Raw genomic sequence first — 19,852 nt, forward strand, 5'->3', positions numbered from 1 at the left:
AGCGGATTCGACTAATTACGCCTGAAACAGCACAAGGCGCATCAGCTGTGGATTTGTTTAACTTGGCCCGGCATTTGCGGAATAGGAGAGCCAACATCACGCAAGAACTACCCCAAAAGAGGTATCTGCATGTCTTCGCCGAAACTTAACCTGCTGTCGTTCAGCGGCAATATCCGCATCCTGCATTTGAGCTGGATCGCTTTCTTCATCAGCTTCGTGGTGTGGTTCAATCACGCACCGCTGCTGGCCCCGATCCGTGACACCTTCCAGCTCACTGAAGGCCAGGTGAAGGCACTGCTGACCCTCAACGTCGCGCTGACCATCCCGGTGCGCATCCTCATCGGCATGCTGGTCGACAAGTTCGGTCCGCGGGTGATGTATTCGGTGCTGCTCGCCATCTGCGGCGGCCTGTGCTTCTTCTTCGCACTGGCCGAGACCTACCAGCAGCTCGCGCTCGCCCGCCTGCTGCTCGGCTGTGTCGGTGCCGGCTTCGTCATCGGCATCCGCCTGATTTCCGAGTGGTTCCCGGCCAAGCAGGTCGGCTTCGCCGAAGGCATCTACGGCGGCTGGGGTAATTTCGGCTCGGCGGCGGCGGCACTCAGCCTGCCGGCGCTCGCACTCGCCTTCGGCGGCAAGGACGCCTGGCGCTGGGCGGTCGGCGTCACCGGCGTGATCTCGATCATCTACTCGGTGATCTTCTATGCGATGGCCCGCGACACGCCGAAGGGCTCGACCTACTTCCGGCCGAAGAAGCTCGGCGCGATGGAAGTCACCAGCAAGGGCGACTTCTGGCTCTACATCCTGCTGCAGGTACCGATGACCGCCGCGCTGATGGTACTGACCTGGAAGCTGTCGCCGGCCGGCTTCAAGCTGATCGACCAGACCACCACCAATCTGGTTTACGTAGCGCTGCTGGCGCTGTTCACCTGGAACGTCTGGCAGGTCATCAGCGTCAACCGCAACATCCTCGCCGGTGAAGTCGTTCCGGAGATCCACCGCTACAAGTTCAAGCAGGTGGCGATCCTCTCGGCTGCCTACGCCATCGCCTTCGGTTCGGAAATCGCCGTGGTGTCGATGCTGCCGCTGTACTTCAAGGACATGTACGGCCTGAGCCTGGTGCAGGCCGGTCTGGTCGGTTCGAGCTTCGCGATCATGAACCTGATCGCCCGCCCGGCCGGCGGCCTGATCTCCGATCGCATCGGCCGCAAGCGCACGATGAGCATCGTCATGGTCGGCATCACCTGCGGCTACTTCGGCATGAGCTTCATGGGCCAGTGGCCGCTGTGGGCCGCGGTGACGGTGACGGTGATCAACTCCTTCTTCGTGCAGGCCGGCTGCGGCGCGGTCTACGGCATCATCCCGCTGATCAAGCGCCGCCTCACCGGCCAGATCGCCGGCATGAGCGGTGCCTACGGCAACGTCGGCAGCGCGGTGTTCCTGACGGTGCTGTCCTTCGTCACGCCGTCGGTGTTCTTCCTGGTGATCGCGGCCAGCGCGCTGGTCGTGCTCGGCATCGTGCAGCTGCTCGACGAACCGAGCGGGCAGATGGCGGAAGTGATGCCCGACGGCAGCGTGCAGATGATCGACGTGGCCTGAGCCGCGTTCCACGCCTGAGCCTTGCCGAGGCCCCCGCCCGCGGGCGGGGGCTCAACGCACGCGGAGACCCGGCGATGAAACGCCAACTGCAGATCACGCTGGGCCAGTACTCGGAGCGCGGGCGCAAGCCTGCCAACGAGGATTTTTTCGGCGCCCGCGTACCCCAGGGCGATGCACTGGCGCTCAAGGGCGCAGCCTTCGCCATCGCCGACGGCATGAGTTCGAGCGAGGCGGCCCGGCTGGCGGCCGAGTACGCGGTCAAGGGCTTTCTCAACGATTACTTCGCCACGCCGGATTCCTGGACCGTGCGCAGCTCCGCGGAGAAGGTGCTCACGGCGCTCAACCGCTGGCTCTACGGCCAGAGCATGGCGCTGCACGATCCGGCCCGCGGGCTGGTGACGACCTTCAGCGCGCTGGTGCTGAAATCGACCAGCGCGCACATCTTCCACGTCGGTGACAGCCGCATCTGGCAGTTGCGCGGCGACACCCTCGAACCGCTGACCACCGACCATCACGTCTGGGCGAGCGGCAACCGCGCCTACCTGAGCCGGGCGCTCGGCATCGACCTGCGGCTGGACATCGACTACCGCAGCCTGCCGGTCGAGGTCGGTGACCTGTACCTGTTCACCACCGACGGCGTGCACGAATACCTGCCGCCGCGCGAACTCAAGCAGTTGTTGCATGCCGCCGGGGCCGAACTCGACACCACCTGCCGCGCCATCGCCGAAGCCGCGCTGGCAGCCGGCAGCCCGGACAATCTCACCGTGCAACTGCTGCGCGTCGATGCGCTGCCGATGGCCGACGCCGATTCGGTGTTCCGCGAGCTGACGGCGCTGCCGTTCCCGCCCGAACTGGACGTCGGCATGGTGCTCGATGGCTACCGCATCCTGCGCGAGATTCACACCAGCACCACCAGCCAGCTCTATCTCGCCCGCGACGAGGCGTCAGGACGCGACGTGGTACTGAAAACGCCTTCGGTGAACTTCGACGACGATCCCGCCTACCTCGAACGTTTTCACCACGAGGAATGGGTCGGCCGCCGGATCAACAACCCGCACGTGATGAAAATCATCGAGCCTACACACCGGCGTCGATTTCTCTATCACGTGCTCGAATACCTCGATGGCCAGACACTGCGCCAGTGGATGCAGGCGCATCCGCAGCCGCGGCTCGGCGAGGTACGTGCACTGCTTGACCAGATCGCTCGCGGGCTGCGTGCCTTCCACCGCCTCGACATGCTGCATCTCGACCTCAAGCCGGAAAACATCCACATCGACCGCCACGGCATCGTGCGCATCATCGACTTCGGTTCGGTGAAGATCGGCGGCATCGCCGAAACCGCCTCGCCGATCGAGCGCAGCGAGCTGGTCGGTACCAAGAACTACACCGCGCCGGAACTGCTGCGCGGCGAGCCGGCGACGACGCGATCGGATCTGTTCTCTCTGGGCGTCATCGCCTACGAAATGCTCTGCGGCCACCTGCCCTACGGCGAGGCGCTCGGCCGCGGCCTCGACGCCAAACGCATCGCCCGCCTGCATTACCTGAGCGCGCGCATCCACCGCGCAGACCTGCCGCGCTGGGTCGACGGTGCGCTGGAACGTGCCGTCGCCATCGAGCCGCAAGCGCGCTACACGGTCGAAACCGAGCTGCTGCACGATCTGCTGCATCCCAATCCGGCCTTCGGCGAACACCGTGCCCGACCGCTGCTCGAACGCCATCCGACCGGCTTCTGGCGCAGCCTCGCTGTTACCTCGCTGCTGCTGAACCTGTTGCTCGCCTACCTGCTGCACCGGGGCTGACCGCAGGCCGCTGGCTCACAAGGCGCTGCGCGCTTCGGCGGCGACAAGACGAGTACAGCCGTCCGCTGCACCCTCACCGTCGGGCAAAAAAAGGCGCCCGATGCACGGGCGCAGAGGGGAGAAGCGCGCGGGCATCAGACGCCATCATTCGTTGCCGCAAGCCAGGTGCCAAGTCGCGAGAGGGAACGACCGGCACCGGCTCGTGCAACTGTCGAGCAAATATCAGCAAAAAGCGATCCATAAAATTTAAATACATTCAAATCAATTAATTAAACAAAAAATCTCGTTCAGCAACACGCTCACGGTCCGCACAGCGGAGCCAGTTGGTGCAAGCACGCCTGCGATTGCTCCAAGCCTGAACAAGCCGGCAGGCGAAGCCACCCATCAGGCATCATCGGCCGCCGGCCGCTGCCACGGTGCGGCGCCGATCGTACCGGTGCGGGTCTGGAAACGGCCGGCACGGCGATCGGCGAAGAAGTGACGCAGGCTTTCGTGCACGGTCGGAAAGGCCAGATCGCCCCACGGAATTTCCGCCTCCGTGAACAGCGCCACGTCGAGGCTCTCGTGCCCTGCGGAGAACGCCTCATCGAGCATGCGGGCGCGAAAGATCAGATACACCTGACTGATGTGCGGCAGGCTGTAGAGGGTGTAAAGGTCGATGATCTCGACACGGGCGTTGGCTTCTTCCAGCGTTTCTCGCATTGCCGCTTCGGTCGTGCTCTCGCCGTTTTCCATGAAGCCGGCCGGCAGCGTCCAGTGACCGCGGCGCGGTTCGATGGCCCTGCGGCAGAGCAGAACCCGCCCTTCCCACTCCGGAATGCAGCCGGCGACGATACGCGGATTCTGGTAATGGATCGTTCCACAGGCATCGCAGATGTGGCGCGGCAGATGGTCGCCGGGGGGCACGCGAAAGCTGAGCGGACCACCACACCGGCTACAAAATTTCATCACGACCTCCTCGAACCGCGTGCATTTGCATTATCCACAAACCCTGTGGAAAACAATGTGGATAAGTTTGCCGACAAGCGCCGGAAGCCGCGCCAATGCTGGGCTCGTGACGCTTTGGTGACATTTCCGCCAATTCCATATGTTGATAAAAATCAATAACTTATTGTAAGCCATTGATTCCATGTAGCAGTCCGACGCAGCATCAAACACTTAGCCGGTGTGAAATCAGGCTTGTGCATAAGTCAAGCCCCGCAGCTCTTTCGCTGCGCCATAGCTCAGCCTGACGCGGCCTGGCAAGCCTGTTTTCCCCTTCAGGAAGTCAAGCCGACGATACACCGGCATGCCAGGAATGACTTGGCACCCTCTGCAGACTCCTGCAGAATTGCTGCCCCTTTTTTTCGGGCCTCGCCCGCCTGCCCTCCGCGCCGACCTGCCACCATGCCCTCCCGAGTCCTCCGTGCCGACCTGTTGCTGCTGTTGACCGCAGCGATCTGGGGATCTGCCTTCGTTGCGCAGCGGCTCGGCATGGATGCCGTCGGTCCGATGCTCTACAACGGCCTGCGCTTCCTGCTGGGTGCACTGGTGGTACTGCCCCTCGCCCTGCGGCCTGAGCGTGGCGTTCCTCATGCCCATCCCCTGTCGGGTCGCCGCCTGGCGCTGCTGGCCACCGCTGCCGGCAGCGTGCTGTTCATCGGCGCCTCGCTGCAGCAGCTCGGCCTGCTCTACACCTCGGTCGCCAACGCCGGTTTCATCACCGGCCTGTATGTGATCCTGGTGCCGGTCTTCGGCTGGCTGCTGCTGCGCCACCGGATCATGGCCGGCACCTGGGGCGGCGCGGCGCTGGCGGTCGGCGGCATGTACCTGCTCAGCGTGCAGTCCGATTTCACCGTCGCCCCCGGCGACTGGCTGCAGCTGCTCGGCGCCTGCTTCTGGGCTGCCCACGTGCTGCTGATCGATGCCATCGCCCCACGCACACATGCCGTGCGCCTGGCCTGTATCCAGTTCTTCGTCTGCGCGGCGCTGAGTCTGCTGGCCGCGGTGATGTTCGAGCCGATCCGCTGGGCCGACATCGTCGCCGCAGCGCCGGCGGTCGCCTACGGCGGCGTGTGCTCGGTCGGCATCGCCTACACGCTGCAGGTGATTGCGCAGAAGGACGCCCCCGCAGCCCATGCCGCGATCCTGATGAGCCTGGAAGCCCTGTTCGCCGCGCTGACCGGCTGGTGGATTCTCGACGAAGGACTGACACCGCGCGCCATCGGCGGCTGCGCGCTGATGCTCGTCGGCACCCTCGTCGCCCAGCTCTCCCCGCTGCTACAGCGGCGGACGACGGTCGAGTGCCTCGGCACGCCGCGCTAATCGCGCTGCCCGGCCACCGCCTGCGTAAACGCCGCCTGCTGCTCGGCAGACGCTTCCTGCTGGTAGTTCGCTTTCCACTGCGCATAGGGCATGCCGTAGATGATTTCGCGGGCGCCCTCGTAGTCGAGCTCGACGCCACGCGCCTCGGCCGCGGCCCGGTACCATTTCGACAGGCAGTTGCGGCAGAAACCCGCGAGATTCATCAGATCGATGTTCTGCACGTCGTTGCGCTCGCGCAGATGCGCGACCAGCTGCCGGAAGGCAGCCGCTTCGATCTCGGTGCGGGTGCTTTCATCTATGTCGATCATGGCGTGATCTCCGATCCGAAAACGGCCACGACGGCAGCGCCGTGGCACCACGGGCAGCGCGCGGTCTTCACTGTCCCTGAGCGTGCAGCAGCGCCTCGGCATCGTTGCCGGAATCGTCCGGCGTCTGGATGCGCATCAGCAGATCGCCCTCGAACAGCAGCGGCTGACGCCGCACGCAGCTGATCAACCCGGGCACCGGCGAGATGACGTCGCATTTCAGGTCACCGCTGAAGCCATCATATATATGACCGACCAGATCGCCGGCCTGCACCCAGCGGCCGACCTCGACGCGGCAGACGAAGAATCCAGCCTGATTGGTCAGCAGCGCATAGGTCTGGCGCAAGCCGAAGTAGTGCAGATCTTCTTCTTCATCCGACAGCGTCAGGCCTTCGACGATGCCGGTACGGTCGAGAAACGCCACCAGCGAACGGAACAGCATTTCGCAGTGGCGCGTCTGCAGATCGCCGGCCATACCGGCCTGCAGCACGAAATTCTCTCCGCCGTGTGCGCGCCAGGCATGCGCCAGCGTCGTCGTGAACAGCTTGTTCTGCGGCCGCTCGATCACCGCCGGCAGACCGAACAGGCAGGCGGTCTCGCGCTCGTCGTCATTGGGTTCGTAGAGACGCACCTGCGGCAGCTCTTCGAGCTCGCCGTTGGAACTGTGGATGTCGACGCGGTAGTAGGCCGTGCGTGTCAGCGCCAGCAGGGCCGCGGCGATGCGCTGCGTGGTCTCGCCGCCCTCCAGGCCGGGGAAGGCACGATTGAGGTCGATCTTGTCGAACGGCCAGACACGCGACAGCAGGTTGACACCGAGCACGTTGACCGCCGGCACGATCAGCACGCGTTCGAGCAGACGCTGCCCCGGACGCTTACCCTCGTCGAGGTCGCGCAGAAACGCCGCAAGCCGGGCCAGCACGAACACGCCGTTGAGCTCGTTACCGTGCAGTCCGGCCACCAGGGCGATGCGCGGCGTCCGCTCCCTGGGACCGACATCGTGATAAGGAATGTCGAAGTCGTCGCGCAGGGGCGCGGTCATCCGTAATAGCGTCGGGTTCATCGATGGGAGTCCTTTGCGCTCAGGCGTGCGCCATGACACGGGCCATCAGGGAGCCCTCATAAACCAGCGGATACTCGCGCAGCGTGAACAGCACACCGTCGACCGGTGAACGCACTTCAGCCAGCGTCTGACCTTCCAGCGGCGAGACGATACGCCCCAGCAGCCCGTCCTTGCGCACCTCCATCCAGTGCGCGACGTTCGGCACGAACAGCCCCGAGGTGGCAGCGTTGAGGTAATAGACGTTGTCTTCATGCGCAAGCCGGGGGCGGCGCTGCACCGCCGGCAGCTCCAGGTCGGCGGCGAGCACCCCGAGCTGCTGCCAGGTATTGAGCAGACCGGCGAGCAGCTGCTCGGTGTACTCAGGTGTCAGGCGCATGCCGACGCCCATTTCGACCACCAGCGCCGGCACATCCTGCGCGTTCAGGCTGTGGGCGATCGAAGCTTCCAGCACCGTCACGGCGCCATGCAGCCAGATCACGTCGACATTCATGTTCTCGGCGAGCGGCAGCAGGCTGTCGGCAAACAGATGATTGATGCGCACCTGCGGAATTTCGCGCAGATAGATATTGCTGGCGTGCACGTCGACCACCAGCGCGCAGCCGGCCAGCGCCCGCATCGCACAATCAGCGATACGCTGCGGCATGACGCCGCCGGCGTGGCCGGGGAAAGTACGGTTCAGATCCACGCCGTACGGCGGCACCGTCCGCGCCAGCGTATCCAGCCCCAGGGGATTGAGCCCCGGATACAGTTCGATGGTGCCGAGCAGGCTTTGCGGGTGATTGGCTGCCAGCCAGTCGAGCCAGGCGGCGATGCGGTGGCACAGGTACAGGCCCTCCAGCTCATCACCGTGGATGCCCGAAACCACCGCGACCCGGGGCCCGCCCTGCCCCCGGTAGACACTGCGCACCACCTTCATCCGCTCCCGATATGGCATATCGAGGGAGAAGATGGTTTCCACATGTTTTTCCATGACGGGTTCTTCGCTGTGAGGCGGCGGTGAACTTCAGCCATTGGGGCGCGAGTTTGGCACAGGGGTACCGATGCTCCAACCATGCCGCTCCGCGGATCGCCGCGCATACCCGCAAAAGCCCCTTCTCAAGATCGCCGAAGAAATTGTTGCGACGCACAATTACCTTTGTTATGCTGCACCGCAACAGAAGCTGATCAACCATCCATCTCACGTAACGACCCAGGGGAAGACTGCCATGTACAACACTGAGCTGTTTGAAGAATTCGTCGCCAAGTCCTCGGCCTACACCGCTCCGCTGGTCAAGGCCAACAAGCTGTTCATCGCCAATCTGGAAAAGCTCGCCGCGTTCCAGATGAGCCTGCTGCACGCCTACAGCGATTTCGGCCTGGCCCGTCTGAAGGCTGCCACCGAGGTCTCCGACCTCGAATCCCTGAAGAGCTTCGGTGAAGCCCAGGTGGAAGCCGCGACCGTCCTGCGCCAGAAGCTGATCGACGACGGCAAGGCCCTGACCGCGCTGGTCGCCTCGTTCAAGGGTGAGTTCGAGACGCTGGCCGCCGAGAGCGGTGTCGCCCTGACCCCGAAGGCAGTCGTCGCTGCGCCGAAGAGCTCGCGCAAGACCGCCGCTGCGGCCTGATCCAGCGCCCGCAACGCACGCTCTGCATCAAACGCCCGGCCCCGTGCCGGGCGTTTTTTTATGCCCTTCATGCCACTTCGCTGGCGTGCCTGCACGCAGTCCGCTACGGTGCGCGCGCCATGAATCCGACTGCCATCCCCTTGTACTGCACCGCGCCCGAGCGCATCCCCGAAGCACAGGAAATTGCCCGGCGTTTCGCCCTACCCTGGCTGCTGCCGGATGCCACTGCCGACGCCCGCTTCACTCTGTGCATGGACGGGGAACGACTGGCCCTCATCGAACACGGCGCGGATGCACCCGGCCCGATTTATGTCGACTGGGTCGAGGGTCATGCCGCGCACCGGCGGCGCTTCGGTGGCGGGCGCGGCCAGCCGCTCGCCAAAGCGGTCGGTCTGAAGCAGGCGCAGACGCCCAGCGTGGTCGACGCCACGGCCGGGCTCGGGCGCGATGCCTTCGTGCTGGCCAGCCTCGGCTGCGCGGTCACGCTGCTCGAACGCCATCCCGCAATCGCGGCGCTGCTTGCCGACGGCCTGCAACGCGCGAGTGCCGATGCCGAAATCGGCGCTTATGTGCGTGAACGCATGCAGCTGGTGCACGCTGATGCCATCGCCTGGCTGCAGCAGCATCCGCAGGTGACGGACGTCGTCTACCTCGACCCGATGTACCCGCACCGCGACAAATCCGCGCTGGTGAAAAAAGAAATGCGCGCCTTCCAGGTGATCGTCGGCAGCGATACCGACGGCGCCGAACTGCTGCAGGCAGCGCTGCACGGCGCGCGCCGGCGGGTCGTCGTCAAGCGTCCGAAGCGGGCGCCGCCACTCGCCGAACGAGCGCCGGCCTTCAGCATCAGCAGCCCCAACACACGCTACGACGTCTATCTGCCGATGGCGTGAAGGCGGCCGAGCTCACGCTCACGGCTGCTGTCGAGTGCAGCGAGGATTTGCTCGTGGGCACTGCGCGCGAGTTCATCGCGCCCCAGAGATGGCGGCAGGGGCTCGCCGAAATGCATTTCGACGTCGATACGCCGCTCGCCAAGCAGGCGCCACAGGTGCGCGAGAAACTCGTCATCACCGACGAACGGCACACTCGGATGAATGCCCTCAGCATGCGGATAGCGCAGCGCCAGAGCCTGCACCGGGCAGCGCGCCAGCTGGGCGGCCTGGAACAGGCGCGGGAAAAAGCGGCGCACGTTCTGGCCGTCAGTCGAGGTGCCTTCCGGAAACACCAGCACACGCTCGCCGCGGCGCTTCAGCCGCCAGACCATTTCCTCGGCGGCGGCACGCGCGCCCCCCGTACTGCCACGGCGGATGAACGCCGTGCCGGCCCGCCGGCACAGCCAGCCGACCAGCGGCCAGTCGGCCACTTCGGCCTTGGCCAGGAAATGCGTCGGACAGACGGCGGCGATCGCCATGATGTCGAGCCACGAAATATGGTTGGCGACGAACAGTGCCCGCCCGCCGACCGGATCGCCGTAGACCGTCGTGCGCACGCCGAGGATGCGGCAGAAGATCCGGCACCAGAGCACCATCGGCCATGGCGACGGCACGCGGCCCGCCCCGTGTGGCAGACAGGCAGCGACCACGCAGCCCACGGCGATGTGCGCGACGACCAGCGGCAGACGCAGCACCCTGCGCAAAGTAGGTTGAAAGCTCGCCATTACTGCGGCCGACCGAGGAAGTGACGGGCGTAGCGCCGCTCCAGATTCACCGTATCGAGCAGGATGAACAGATCCGCACACTTGAAATCCGGATCGAGGCAGGGCTCGCCGCCGATGCGGGCGCCGACGCGCAGATACGCTTTCAGCAGCGGCGGCAGCTGGTAGTCACTGTGCGCCAGCAGATCCTGGCGCGGCAGCGCGAGCTTCGGCGTGACACGCAGCTGCGCCGGCGTCATGTACTTCTGCGACAGGTCCGAGAAGATGCGCTGGGCATCGCCGTCGGCCAGCGGCACGCTGGCGCAGCCGATCAGGTAATTGATGCCCTCGTCGGCGACGAACTCGGCGAGCCCGGACCACAGCGTGGCGATCGTCGCACCGCTGCGATAGTCGCGATGCACGCAGGTGCGGCCGATCTCCATGATGCGTCCGGGCAGGCGGCGGATCGCCTCGATGTCGAATTCACCCTCGGAGTAAAAACCGCCCGCCGCGCGCGCCGTGACATCGGTCAGGATGCGCGTCGAGCCGATCAGCTGGCCGCTGCCGGCATCGCGCACCAGCAGATGGCGGCAGTGTTCGTCGAGTGCGTCGTGATCATGTCCGGGGATGCGGTTGTGCAGCGTGGCGCCCATTTCATCGACGAAGATCTCGTAGCGCAGGCGCTGTGATTCCCGCAGTTCACGCTCGCTGCGCGCAAAGCTGATCTGCAGGCGGCTGACGTTACGCTGAACACGTTCTATAGGGGCGACGCTGGGTGTTGAACTCATGGCGGCAGACTCCGGAACCGATGCCCGATTTTTCGCGACGAGTCTGTGCACCCTCGATTGCGCCGCCTTTGCACCGCCATGACGTCAGCGTGACGCCGGCATCGCGCCGCAGGGCCTCTGCTATGATGCCGGCGCCTTGTTTGCCGAGCCGCTGCCCACGATGCCTGCCCTTCCCAACCGCCGCCACGGCGGCTTCACCCTCATCGAATACTTCGCCGTCCTGGTGATCCTGCTGATCGCGGCGGCGCTGATCATTCCGCGGGTCATGGAGCGACCGGACGAAAAACGCCAGCGCACCGCCCGCATCGAGATCCGCCAGTTCGAAGACGCGCTCAACCGCTACAAGCATGACAACGGCCGCTACCCGACCACGGCCCAGGGGCTCGACGCCCTGGTGCACCTGCCCACCGAGGCACCGGAAGCGACCAACTGGCGTGGTCCGTATGAACCGTTCCGCGAGCGGATTCCGAAGGATCCGTGGGGGCGCACCTACCTGTATGCCAATCCCGGCCAGCACGGACCGATCGATATTTTTTCGCTCGGCGCCGACGGCCATCCCGGGGGCGAGGGCGTCGATGCCGACCTCGGCAACTGGAATCTCGGTGAACCCTGATAAGCGCGACCGGACGCTTGCCGCAAGCTCTGCAAAGCGCCTATAAGGTCTCAATCAAAACAAGATGATCCGCAGTGCTTGCCGGCACCGCCACCGGTCTGCAGCCGACCGATTTTTTTCCAGGGAGTCACCGAATTGAAGTCCATCCGCGCCCTGTCCGGCCGCCTGTCGGCGGCTGTCCTGCTGGCTGCTCTGGCAGCCTGCGCCAGTGTCGACGATGGCCATCGCCGCCCCGACACCGGCCCGTACGTCCAGTCCGGCCCGTTCCCTGCGCCACCGACGCTGCGCCCGCAGGTGGAGTTCTGGGAAAAGGTCTACTCGCAGTGGGGGCTTGGCCAGTACGCGCTGCACGACGATCGCTACCTCGACCTGGTCTATGAAGTCGTCGACCTGCCGCAGCCGACCGGAGAAGGTCTGCGCAACGATCAGCGCACCTACCTGCGCGCGCGCAAAGACACACTGGAAAGCCAGCTGCGTGAGCTGGAACGCAAAGTCGTGAGCGGCGAATCGCTCACGGCGGATGAAAAAGCCCTGCGGGCCAAGATCGTCGCCAGCAGTGCCGGCACCACGGGTGTCAGCGGTGCCGCCGACCGCCTGCGCGCGCAGCGCGGCATTCGCGAGCGCTTCACGCGCGGCATCGCCATCAGCGGGCGCTACGACAATCAGTTCCGCCAGATCTTCCGTCAGGCCGGGGTGCCGGAAGACCTCGCCTATCTGCCACACGTCGAGTCCTCGTTCCAGGCCAGCGCCCGCTCCTCGGTCGGTGCCGCCGGTATCTGGCAGTTCATGCCGGCAACCGCCCGCGACTACATGGTGCTGCACCCGGCCACCGACGAACGCCTCGACCCGATCATTTCCGCCAAAGCCGCGGCCCGCTACCTGTCCGGTGCGTATTCACGGCTCGGTGACTGGTCACTGGCGATCACCTCGTACAATCACGGCATCGGCGGCATGGCCAAGGCAAAGAGCCAGTACGGCACCGACTTCGGCCAGATCGTCGCTTCTTATGACGGTTCGAGCTTCGGCTTCGCCTCACGCAACTTCTATGCGCAGTTCCTCGCCGCGCGTGAAGTGGCGCGCAACCCGCGCCGCTTCCTCGGTCATGACGTCGCCCGCGAAGCGCCGCTGCCGGCCGAATCGTTCACGCTGGACCACCCGACCTCGGCGCCGCATCTGGCCAGTTACTACGGTACCTCTGTCGACCGGCTGGCCGGCATGAACCAGGCCTGGTCGTCGTCTGCCGTCAATGGCAACGCCATGCTGCCGGCTGGCGCAACGGTCTGGGTACCGGCGGGTACCTTGAATCGCCTCGCGGCCAACGGCCAGCCGACGACGCCGCCGGAACTGCTCGCGATGGTCGATACGCCGCGCCCTGTCGCACCGCGCTCACGCCGCGGACGCACGCGCTGAGCACACTGCGCAGCGCCGTTCCGCCCGCAAAAACGTGATGCTCCGGCATCACGTTTTTTTATGCCGCTCACTCACTGCTCGGCAGTACCGGCAGCAATTCGTCGAGATGGCGAACGGCCAGGAACTCACCGCTGGGGCGGACACCCTGCGAGCTGTCCGGATGCAGCACCGACACCAGATGGGTGATGTGACCGTAGTCGCGCGCGGCGCGCAGGATCTTCAGGCTGTCATCGGCAAACAGCGTGCGCGCCGGGTCGTATCCCAGCCGCTCGTGAAAGGCAGACCAGAACGCCGGATGTTCCTTCGGTGCGCCGAAATCGTGTGAGCTGAGCAGCTCGTCGAAATGGCCGCCAAGTCCGGTCTTTTCAGCCTTGAGCGCGAGGCTGTACGGGTGTGCGTTGGTCGCCAGCACGACCCGCTTGCCAGCCGCCCGCAGCGCATCGAGAAAATCCAGTGCACCCGGCAGAAAGCGGATCAGATGATCCACTTCCCGCTTGAGCTCGGGCACATCGAGGCCCAGCTCCTGCCCCCAGTGATCGATGCAGTACCACGCCAGCGTGCCCTCGGCGGCACGGTAGCGCGCGAGCACGTCGCTGCGTGCCTGTTCGGGATCGAGCCCTTTCAGCTCGGCATAGCGGCGCGGCAGGTGTTCCAGCCAGAAATGATTATCGAAATGCAGGTCGAGCAGCGTGCCGTCCATATCCAGCAGGACGGTATCGATACGGCTCCATGGCAACGGCGTCATCGACGTTTTCTCCCGGTTCGAGATGTGAATTATTGCGCAGGCATCACTTCACCTGCGTCTCGTGCTTGTTCACGGCCGTCCTTCCCGACGACAATCCGCCCATGCGCAAACTACCCGAAATTCTCTCCAGTACCGTCGTTGCCAGCAGTCGACTGTTCCGTGTCGAGCGTGTCGGCCTGCGTTTTTCCAATGGTCATGAGGTCGAATACGAACGCGTGCCCGGCGGCGGCCGCGGCGCGGTGCTGATCGTGCCGATGCTCGATGCCGACACCCTGCTGCTGGTGCGCGAATACGCCGCCGGCACGCACAGTTACGAACTCGGCTTTCCCAAGGGCGTGATCGAGGCCGGCGAAGATGCTCTCGCCGCCGCCAACCGCGAGATCATGGAAGAGGTCGGCCACGGCGCCGAAAAACTCACGCTGCTGCGCACGACGACGATCGCACCCGGCTATTTCGCCTATCAGACGCATCTGGTGCTGGCCGAATCGCTGTATCCGGAGCGTCGCCCCGGTGACGAGCCGGAAGAACTCGAAGTCGTTCCCTGGAAGCTGTCGCAGCTCGATGCCCTCCTCGCCTGCGGTGATTTCACCGAGGCACGCTCGATTGCCGCGCTGTTCCTCGCGCGCGAGTACCTGTCCGCGCAGCAGACATGAATATCGAGCTCTCCGCGCTCGTGCCGCCCGTGCACGCAATTGCGCAACGTGCCGCGCAAGCCATCCTGGCGGTCTACCGGGGAGCCTTCACCATCGAGGAGAAAGCCGATCACACGCCGGTGACGACGGCCGATCTCGCGGCCCACAACGTCATCGTGCCGGCGCTGCGCGCACTGACGCCGCAGGTGCCTGTCCTCTCCGAAGAATCGATCCACATTTCGTGCGCCGAGCGCATTGCCTGGAACCGGCTGTGGCTGGTCGATCCACTCGACGGCACCCGCGAATTCATCGCCCGCAGTGACCAGTTCTCCATCAACATCGCGCTGATCGAAGATCATGCACCGATCTTCGGCCTGATCATGATCCCGGTCAGCGGCGTGACCTATTTCGCCTGGCGCGGTGGCGGTGCCTGGAAGCACGTACCGCAATCGCCACCGCGGCGCATCGCCTGCCAGCCGCTCGGCGACGGCCCGGTACGGGTGATCGGTTCGCGCACGCATACCACGCACCCGCTGCAGACCTACCTCGAACATCTGGGCAAGCACGACTATCTGGGGGTGGGCAGTGCACTGAAAGCCTGCCTGATCGCCGAAGGGCAGGCCGATCTCTACGCGCGCTTCGGCCCGACCAGCGAATGGGACACCGCCGCCTCGCAGATCCTGCTCGAAGAAGCCGGCGGCGGCCTGACCGACGTCGCTCTGCTGCCACTGCGCTACAACGCGCGCCCGACGCTGGGCAATCCCGACTTTTTCGCCTTCGGCGATCCCCGCCATGACTGGACGCGCTACCTGCCGCGGCGCAAGCCGCGCGTCTGAGGCGCCTTGCCGCACACCCTGTGGCGCCGCACAATCCGTTGCTTCGAGCCCGTTTCGCCCGTCACGCAGATCACGTTCATGCCGCTTGCCCATTACCGCCAGGATCTCGCCCGCCCCGGTTTCATCCACGACCCCGCGCAGGAAAACGCCATTCGCCATCTGCAGCGCCTGCGCGATGAGATCGTCGCCACGCCGGTCGCCGCGCCGGTGCCGCACAAAAGTTCGGGCGGCTTGTTCGGACGCCTGCTCGGACGCACGCATGACACGGACAGCCCGCGCCAGCAGATCAAGGGGCTGTATTTCTGGGGAGGTGTCGGCCGCGGCAAGACCTATCTGGTGGACACGTTCTTCGAGGCGCTGCCGATCCAGGAAAAGCAGCGCCTGCACTTTCACCGCTTCATGCAGATGGTGCATGCGCGCCTGAAGGACGTGAAACATCAGCAGGACCCGCTGAAGATCGTCGCCGAGCAGCTGGCAGCCAACACCCGCGTACTGTGCCTGGATGAATTCTTCGTCTCCGATATCACCGACGCGATGCTGCTCTACGGCCTGCTGGCCGCCCTGTTCGAGCGCGGCGTGGTGCTGGTGACGACGACCAACATTCCGCCGGATGATCTGTACAAGAACGGCCTGCAGCGCGCCCGCTTCCTGCCGGCGATCGAGCTGCTCAAGGACCACTGCGAAATCCTCAACGTCGATGGCGGCACCGACTACCGCCTGCGCTACCTCGAACGGGCGCGGACCTACCACACGCCCCTCGATGCCGCGGCGGAACAGGCCCTGGCCGAGTCCTTCACGATGCTGGCCCCCGAAGCCGGCAAGCCCAATGCCCGCCTGGAAGTGGAAGGCCGGCTGATCCGCACGCGCCTGCTCGCCGACGGTGTCGTCTGGTTCGATTTTCCGGAAATCTGTGACGGCCCGCGCAGTCAGAACGACTACATCGAGATCGCGCGCCAGTTCCACACCGTGCTGATCAGCCGTGTGCCGGTGCTCGACTGGACCCTGGACAATCAGGCCCGGCGCTTCCTCAATCTGGTCGATGAGTTCTACGACCGCAGCGTCAACCTGTTCATCTCCGCTGAAGCGCCCTGCGAGACCCTCTACCGCGGCGAAAAACTCAAGTTCGAGTATCAGCGCACGGTCTCCCGTCTTGAGGAAATGCAGTCCAAGGAGTACCTCGCTGCGCCGCATCTGCCCTGAGTATCCAGGCAGATTGCCAAAAGGCGATATCTCACCTGTAATATCAGACACACAAGGGATTGAACCTTGTCCGCGCGGACGGCTCAAACCGTCCATTCTGATTCATGAAGGAGGACGCCTCACGATGATCGCCCGCAATGAAACCGTGCTGAGCGGTGCGCAAAGCAGCGTACTGTCTACGCACAAGGTCCTGCGCAACACCTATATGTTGCTGTCGATGACGCTGCTGTTCAGCGGCGCGACCGCAGCCTATGCCGTCGTCACCAATGCCCCGCCGATGCACTGGCTGGTGATGCTGGTCGGCATGTTCGGTCTGCTGTTCCTGACCAGCCGCCTGCGCAACAGTGCCTGGGGCCTGGTTTCGGTCTTTGCCTTTACCGGCTTCATGGGCTACACGCTCGGCCCGATCCTGTCGCTGTACCTGAAGCTGCCGAACGGCGCCGAAACGGTAATGACGGCGATGGCGGCAACCGGCGGCATCTTCCTGGCGCTGTCGGCTTACGTGCTCACGTCGCGCAAGGACTTCAGCTTCATGGGCGGCTTCCTGTTCGTCGGCCTGATCGTCGCGGTACTGGCCGGATTGGGAGCGACGCTGTTCAACATCCCGTCGCTCAGCCTGGGCGTCTCGGCGATGATCGTGCTGCTGATGTCGGGCTACATCCTCTATGACACCAGCGCCATCCTCCACGGCGGCGAAACCAACTACATCATGGCGACGGTGTCGCTCTATCTCGACATCTTCAATCTGTTCGTCAACCTGCTACAGCTGCTCGGCGTGCTCGGCGGTGACGACTGAGCCTGACGCTGCGCCGGCCGTGCCGGCGACCGCCTGACGAGCACAAGCCTCCACCGCGACCGGTGGAGGTTTTTTTTGGCTGGCAGCTGCCTTACGCCTCCCCGAGGTCCGCCGGAACGGCCCTTCTCATTCATCGACATGCCGCATCCCCGATTTGGACGCGAGCGGCAACGTCCCGAGCCCACAGCACTGCGCACCGCCTGATCGCGGGCACACGCTGCAGCGCCCTGCTCCAAAAAAGAAGGCCGCCCTCACGGGCGGCCCGATCAAACTCCCGATGTCATCAGGAGCGGGAGTAGTCCACAGCTGTTTGTGACCACTCAGGCACGGGCAAGTTTCTCCCCGGCGAAATATTCACGGCTGAGGCTGACGACGACCGGACTAAGCAACAGCAGCGAGAGCAGGTTCGGGATGGCCATGAAGGCGTTCAGCGTGTCGGCCACCAGCCAGATGAAGTCGAGCTGGGCAATGGCACCGAAAAACACGGCAATCGTCCACAGCCAGCGGAACGGCCACTCGCTGCGCGTGCCGAGCAGGTATTCCCAGCATTTCTCGCTGTAATAGCACCAGCCGAAGATCGTCGTCAGCGCAAACACCGCAAGTTCGATGGCCAGCAGATATTTGCCGAAGCCCGGCATGGCCGCTTCGAAAGCCGATGAGGACAGCACCGCCCCGGAGTCACCGGAACTCCACACGCCCGAGGCGATGATCGCCAGTCCGGTCAGCGTGCAGACGATGAGCGTATCGATGAAGGTGCCCATCATGCCGATCAGGCCCGAACGCACGGCGCTGCGCGTGCTGCCGGCGGCCTGCGCAATGCCGGCGGTGCCGAGGCCGGCCTCGTTGGAAAACACCCCGCGTGCCACGCCATAACGCATCGCCGCCCAGACGGCGGCACCGGCAAAACCGCCACCGGCGGCGACCGGCGTGAACGCATGCGTGAACACCAGCCCCAGCGCCTCGGGCAAACGCTCGGCGAATACCACCAGCACGATCAGCGCACAGACGATATAGCTGATGCACATGAACGGCACCAGCGCCTCGGCCGCGGCGCCGATGCGGCGAATACCACCGAGAACCACCGCGCCGGTCAACAGAGCCAGACCGACGCCACAGGCCCATTCCGGCACGCCGAAGGCCGTATTCATCACGCTGGAAATACCGTTGGCCTGCACCATGTTGCCGATGCCGAAGCCAGCCAGACCGCCGAAGACGGCAAACGCGGTCCCCAGCCAGCGCCAGCGGCTGGACAGCCCGTTCTTGATGGCATACATCGGCCCGCCGATGTGTTCACCGTGATCGTCGACCTCGCGGTAATGCACCGCCAGCAGCACCTCAGCGTATTTGGTCGCCATGCCGACCAGCGCGGTACACCACATCCAGAACAGGGCGCCGGGGCCGCCGAGGGCGATCGCCGTGGCGACGCCGGCGATGTTGCCCGTGCCGACGGTCGCCGCCAGTGCGGTCATCAACGCCGCGAACGCGCTGATTTCACCGTCGCCGTCACGGCTACGGCCACGCCAGACCAGCGCGAACCCGTGGCCGATCCTGCGGATCGGCATCGCACCGAGCCGCAGCTGCAAAAACAAACCGGTGCCGAGAATCAGCACCAGCATCGGCGGTCCCCAGACGATTCCATTAACGGTGTTGACCAGATTTTCGAGAAACTCCATCGGTCATGATCTCCTGCAGCAAGTCAGGGCATGCCGCAGCTCACCGCCCGGTGACAGGCCCCGGATGCCCGGTGGAAAAAGCAGTCGCCGACGCGGCTGGCGCACGTCATGCGCCGCGTGCGCATGAGGCTGTCGAATAACGGTACGGCGCAGACGCCCGTCGGAGTCGACGATGGTAAACATTGCCCGCCCCCCACCACAGCGGGCGACGACGGCAAACGTAGCGCAGCAGTAACACCCGCCCGTGGGCCAGCGGCAGCCGAGTCGGTTATACCGCCGGGGCATCAGGCGTCCCCCTGAGTCGCGCCGGCCAGTCCTTTCACCCGGCCATCGACCAGCCATATTCCATCGGCGTCCTCCAGCACTTTGAAAGCGGTGAGCTTCATTCCCTCGCACAGGGGGCTGACGACGACACCGCTCAACGGCTCGTAGGTCACGCCATGCGTCGAGCAGCGCAGCAGGCGACCGCTGTCGTCGAACAGCTCGTAGGTATCGCAGTCCAGCGGCAGAGCCTGATGCACACAGCGATTGCGGTATGCACGGCATTGCCCCTGATAACGCAACACCACCAGTGGCACGACGGCCCGCTTGCCGAGGATGACGTCGATACGCCGGTAGTGACCTTCCACGAGCTCATCACTGCGGCAGATATGCAGGCGGGGTTTCGATTCATCGGACACGTTGGATTCCCTCATTCACGAGCCGTGGCGGACACCGGTCCGCAAGCGGAGCACGACCGTGGCATGGCGGCCCGCTGACTCGTTAAGCCCTTGGTTCTGATGCGGAAATCAGAAATGCCACGCGCCACGCTCAGCGCGCTGCTACTAACTTGCGACATAAAGCATCACTCCGCATCAT

The 19,852-nt window shown here is 64.8% G+C and carries 20 protein-coding genes; 11 read left to right on the forward strand and 9 right to left on the reverse strand.

Annotation, left to right across the window (positions count from 1 at the left end):
- Positions 1 to 129: 129 nt before the first annotated feature.
- Together C7443_RS01645 and C7443_RS01650 are read left to right on the forward strand one after the other, a co-directional pair.
- Positions 130 to 1,596, forward strand: a complete 1,467-nt coding sequence (locus tag C7443_RS01645) for a NarK family nitrate/nitrite MFS transporter (protein ID WP_110016835.1) — start codon at positions 130 to 132, stop codon at positions 1,594 to 1,596.
- Positions 1,597 to 1,670: 74 nt separating this feature from the next.
- Entirely contained in the window at positions 1,671 to 3,395 is a 1,725-nt protein-coding gene (locus C7443_RS01650; protein ID WP_110016836.1) for a bifunctional protein-serine/threonine kinase/phosphatase, read from the forward strand.
- 384 nt (positions 3,396 to 3,779) lie between these two features.
- Here the strand turns inward: C7443_RS01650 and C7443_RS01655 are convergent, their stop codons facing one another.
- Positions 3,780 to 4,343, reverse strand: coding sequence for an NUDIX hydrolase (locus C7443_RS01655; protein WP_110016837.1), 564 nt, complete (start codon positions 4,341 to 4,343; stop codon positions 3,780 to 3,782).
- Positions 4,344 to 4,781: 438 nt separating this feature from the next.
- Between C7443_RS01655 and C7443_RS01660 the strand changes: the two genes are divergently transcribed.
- Positions 4,782 to 5,699: a DMT family transporter gene (locus C7443_RS01660; protein ID WP_110016838.1), complete on the forward strand. Its 918-nt coding sequence runs from the start codon at positions 4,782 to 4,784 to the stop codon at positions 5,697 to 5,699.
- Here C7443_RS01660 and C7443_RS01665 read toward each other — a convergent pair.
- From C7443_RS01665 to C7443_RS01675, 3 genes are all read right to left on the reverse strand, one after another.
- Positions 5,696 to 5,998 carry a DUF1244 domain-containing protein gene (locus C7443_RS01665; RefSeq protein ID WP_110017018.1) on the reverse strand — a complete coding sequence of 101 codons (303 nt, stop codon included), beginning with the start codon at positions 5,996 to 5,998 and terminating at the stop codon, positions 5,696 to 5,698. The two genes, C7443_RS01660 and C7443_RS01665, sit on opposite strands and share 4 nt — an antisense overlap.
- A gap of 76 nt (positions 5,999 to 6,074) precedes the next feature.
- The gene (locus C7443_RS01670) at positions 6,075 to 7,064 is read right to left on the reverse strand and encodes a M14 family metallopeptidase (protein WP_146213206.1); all 990 of its coding nucleotides are present in this window, start codon (positions 7,062 to 7,064) and stop codon (positions 6,075 to 6,077) included.
- 19 nt (positions 7,065 to 7,083) lie between these two features.
- Complete coding sequence (locus C7443_RS01675; protein ID WP_110016840.1) at positions 7,084 to 8,034, reverse strand: M14 family metallopeptidase; 951 nt, start codon at positions 8,032 to 8,034, stop codon at positions 7,084 to 7,086.
- 235 nt (positions 8,035 to 8,269) lie between these two features.
- Between C7443_RS01675 and C7443_RS01680 the strand changes: the two genes are divergently transcribed.
- The gene (locus C7443_RS01680) at positions 8,270 to 8,668 is read left to right on the forward strand and encodes a phasin family protein (RefSeq protein ID WP_170123444.1); all 399 of its coding nucleotides are present in this window, start codon (positions 8,270 to 8,272) and stop codon (positions 8,666 to 8,668) included.
- 119 nt (positions 8,669 to 8,787) lie between these two features.
- Entirely contained in the window at positions 8,788 to 9,561 is a 774-nt protein-coding gene (locus C7443_RS01685; RefSeq protein WP_110016842.1) for a class I SAM-dependent methyltransferase, read from the forward strand.
- Here the strand turns inward: C7443_RS01685 and C7443_RS01690 are convergent.
- Together C7443_RS01690 and C7443_RS01695 are read right to left on the reverse strand one after the other, a co-directional pair.
- A complete protein-coding gene (locus C7443_RS01690) occupies positions 9,543 to 10,214 on the reverse strand; it encodes a lysophospholipid acyltransferase family protein (RefSeq protein WP_246004496.1) in 672 nt (223 codons plus the stop codon). The genes C7443_RS01685 and C7443_RS01690 overlap by 19 nt on opposite strands.
- Before the next feature lie 110 nt (positions 10,215 to 10,324).
- Entirely contained in the window at positions 10,325 to 11,089 is a 765-nt protein-coding gene (locus tag C7443_RS01695; protein WP_110016844.1) for a GNAT family N-acetyltransferase, read from the reverse strand.
- Between the two features lie 160 nt (positions 11,090 to 11,249).
- Here C7443_RS01695 and gspG point away from each other — a divergent pair, with 160 nt between their 5' ends.
- A complete protein-coding gene (gene gspG / locus C7443_RS01700) occupies positions 11,250 to 11,702 on the forward strand; it encodes a type II secretion system major pseudopilin GspG (protein WP_110017019.1) in 453 nt (150 codons plus the stop codon).
- A gap of 135 nt (positions 11,703 to 11,837) precedes the next feature.
- Complete coding sequence (locus tag C7443_RS01705) at positions 11,838 to 13,112, forward strand: lytic transglycosylase domain-containing protein (protein ID WP_170123445.1); 1,275 nt, start codon at positions 11,838 to 11,840, stop codon at positions 13,110 to 13,112.
- Positions 13,113 to 13,179: 67 nt separating this feature from the next.
- On the opposite strand, the gene yrfG is transcribed toward C7443_RS01705, so the two are convergent.
- Positions 13,180 to 13,857: a GMP/IMP nucleotidase gene (gene yrfG / locus C7443_RS01710; protein ID WP_110016846.1), complete on the reverse strand. Its 678-nt coding sequence runs from the start codon at positions 13,855 to 13,857 to the stop codon at positions 13,180 to 13,182.
- Positions 13,858 to 13,958: 101 nt separating this feature from the next.
- On the opposite strand from yrfG, the gene nudE reads away from it, so the two are divergent.
- The 4 genes from nudE to C7443_RS01730 all read left to right on the forward strand — a co-directional run bounded on the left by nudE (position 13,959) and on the right by C7443_RS01730 (position 17,321).
- Complete coding sequence (nudE, locus tag C7443_RS01715) at positions 13,959 to 14,510, forward strand: ADP compounds hydrolase NudE (RefSeq protein WP_110016847.1); 552 nt, start codon at positions 13,959 to 13,961, stop codon at positions 14,508 to 14,510.
- Positions 14,507 to 15,325, forward strand: coding sequence for a 3'(2'),5'-bisphosphate nucleotidase CysQ (gene cysQ / locus C7443_RS01720; protein WP_110016848.1), 819 nt, complete (start codon positions 14,507 to 14,509; stop codon positions 15,323 to 15,325). Before nudE ends, cysQ begins: the two co-directional genes overlap by 4 nt.
- A 78-nt stretch (positions 15,326 to 15,403) precedes the next feature.
- Positions 15,404 to 16,525 carry a cell division protein ZapE gene (gene zapE, locus C7443_RS01725; RefSeq protein ID WP_110016849.1) on the forward strand — a complete coding sequence of 374 codons (1,122 nt, stop codon included), beginning with the start codon at positions 15,404 to 15,406 and terminating at the stop codon, positions 16,523 to 16,525.
- A gap of 124 nt (positions 16,526 to 16,649) precedes the next feature.
- Entirely contained in the window at positions 16,650 to 17,321 is a 672-nt protein-coding gene (locus tag C7443_RS01730; protein WP_110016850.1) for a Bax inhibitor-1/YccA family protein, read from the forward strand.
- Between the two features lie 320 nt (positions 17,322 to 17,641).
- On the opposite strand, the gene C7443_RS01735 is transcribed toward C7443_RS01730, so the two are convergent.
- Together C7443_RS01735 and C7443_RS01740 are read right to left on the reverse strand one after the other, a co-directional pair.
- Positions 17,642 to 18,994: an alanine/glycine:cation symporter family protein gene (locus tag C7443_RS01735; protein ID WP_110016851.1), complete on the reverse strand. Its 1,353-nt coding sequence runs from the start codon at positions 18,992 to 18,994 to the stop codon at positions 17,642 to 17,644.
- A gap of 284 nt (positions 18,995 to 19,278) precedes the next feature.
- Entirely contained in the window at positions 19,279 to 19,674 is a 396-nt protein-coding gene (locus C7443_RS01740; RefSeq protein ID WP_170123446.1) for a Rieske (2Fe-2S) protein, read from the reverse strand.
- Between the last annotated feature and the right edge of the window lie 178 nt (positions 19,675 to 19,852).

The organism is Plasticicumulans acidivorans (assembly GCF_003182095.1).
Lineage (GTDB): Bacteria > Pseudomonadota > Gammaproteobacteria > Competibacterales > Competibacteraceae > Plasticicumulans > Plasticicumulans acidivorans.

Bases quoted from the DNA above. Each gene is read 5' to 3' on its own strand.
- zapE (WP_110016849.1), top strand. From the start codon at position 15,404: ATGCCGCTTGCCCATTACCGCCAGGATCTCGCCCGCCCCGGTTTCATC.
- C7443_RS01680 (WP_170123444.1), top strand. From the start codon at position 8,270: ATGTACAACACTGAGCTGTTTGAAGAATTCGTCGCCAAGTCCTCGGCC.
- yrfG (WP_110016846.1), bottom strand. From the start codon at position 13,857: ATGACGCCGTTGCCATGGAGCCGTATCGATACCGTCCTGCTGGATATG.
- C7443_RS01670 (WP_146213206.1), bottom strand. From the start codon at position 7,064: ATGAACCCGACGCTATTACGGATGACCGCGCCCCTGCGCGACGACTTC.
- C7443_RS01675 (WP_110016840.1), bottom strand. From the start codon at position 8,034: ATGGAAAAACATGTGGAAACCATCTTCTCCCTCGATATGCCATATCGG.
- C7443_RS01645 (WP_110016835.1), top strand. From the start codon at position 130: ATGTCTTCGCCGAAACTTAACCTGCTGTCGTTCAGCGGCAATATCCGC.
- C7443_RS01735 (WP_110016851.1), bottom strand. From the start codon at position 18,994: ATGGAGTTTCTCGAAAATCTGGTCAACACCGTTAATGGAATCGTCTGG.
- cysQ (WP_110016848.1), top strand. From the start codon at position 14,507: ATGAATATCGAGCTCTCCGCGCTCGTGCCGCCCGTGCACGCAATTGCG.
- gspG (WP_110017019.1), top strand. From the start codon at position 11,250: ATGCCTGCCCTTCCCAACCGCCGCCACGGCGGCTTCACCCTCATCGAA.
- C7443_RS01655 (WP_110016837.1), bottom strand. From the start codon at position 4,343: ATGAAATTTTGTAGCCGGTGTGGTGGTCCGCTCAGCTTTCGCGTGCCC.
- C7443_RS01730 (WP_110016850.1), top strand. From the start codon at position 16,650: ATGATCGCCCGCAATGAAACCGTGCTGAGCGGTGCGCAAAGCAGCGTA.
- C7443_RS01650 (WP_110016836.1), top strand. From the start codon at position 1,671: ATGAAACGCCAACTGCAGATCACGCTGGGCCAGTACTCGGAGCGCGGG.
- nudE (WP_110016847.1), top strand. From the start codon at position 13,959: ATGCGCAAACTACCCGAAATTCTCTCCAGTACCGTCGTTGCCAGCAGT.
- C7443_RS01685 (WP_110016842.1), top strand. From the start codon at position 8,788: ATGAATCCGACTGCCATCCCCTTGTACTGCACCGCGCCCGAGCGCATC.
- C7443_RS01695 (WP_110016844.1), bottom strand. From the start codon at position 11,089: ATGAGTTCAACACCCAGCGTCGCCCCTATAGAACGTGTTCAGCGTAAC.
- C7443_RS01660 (WP_110016838.1), top strand. From the start codon at position 4,782: ATGCCCTCCCGAGTCCTCCGTGCCGACCTGTTGCTGCTGTTGACCGCA.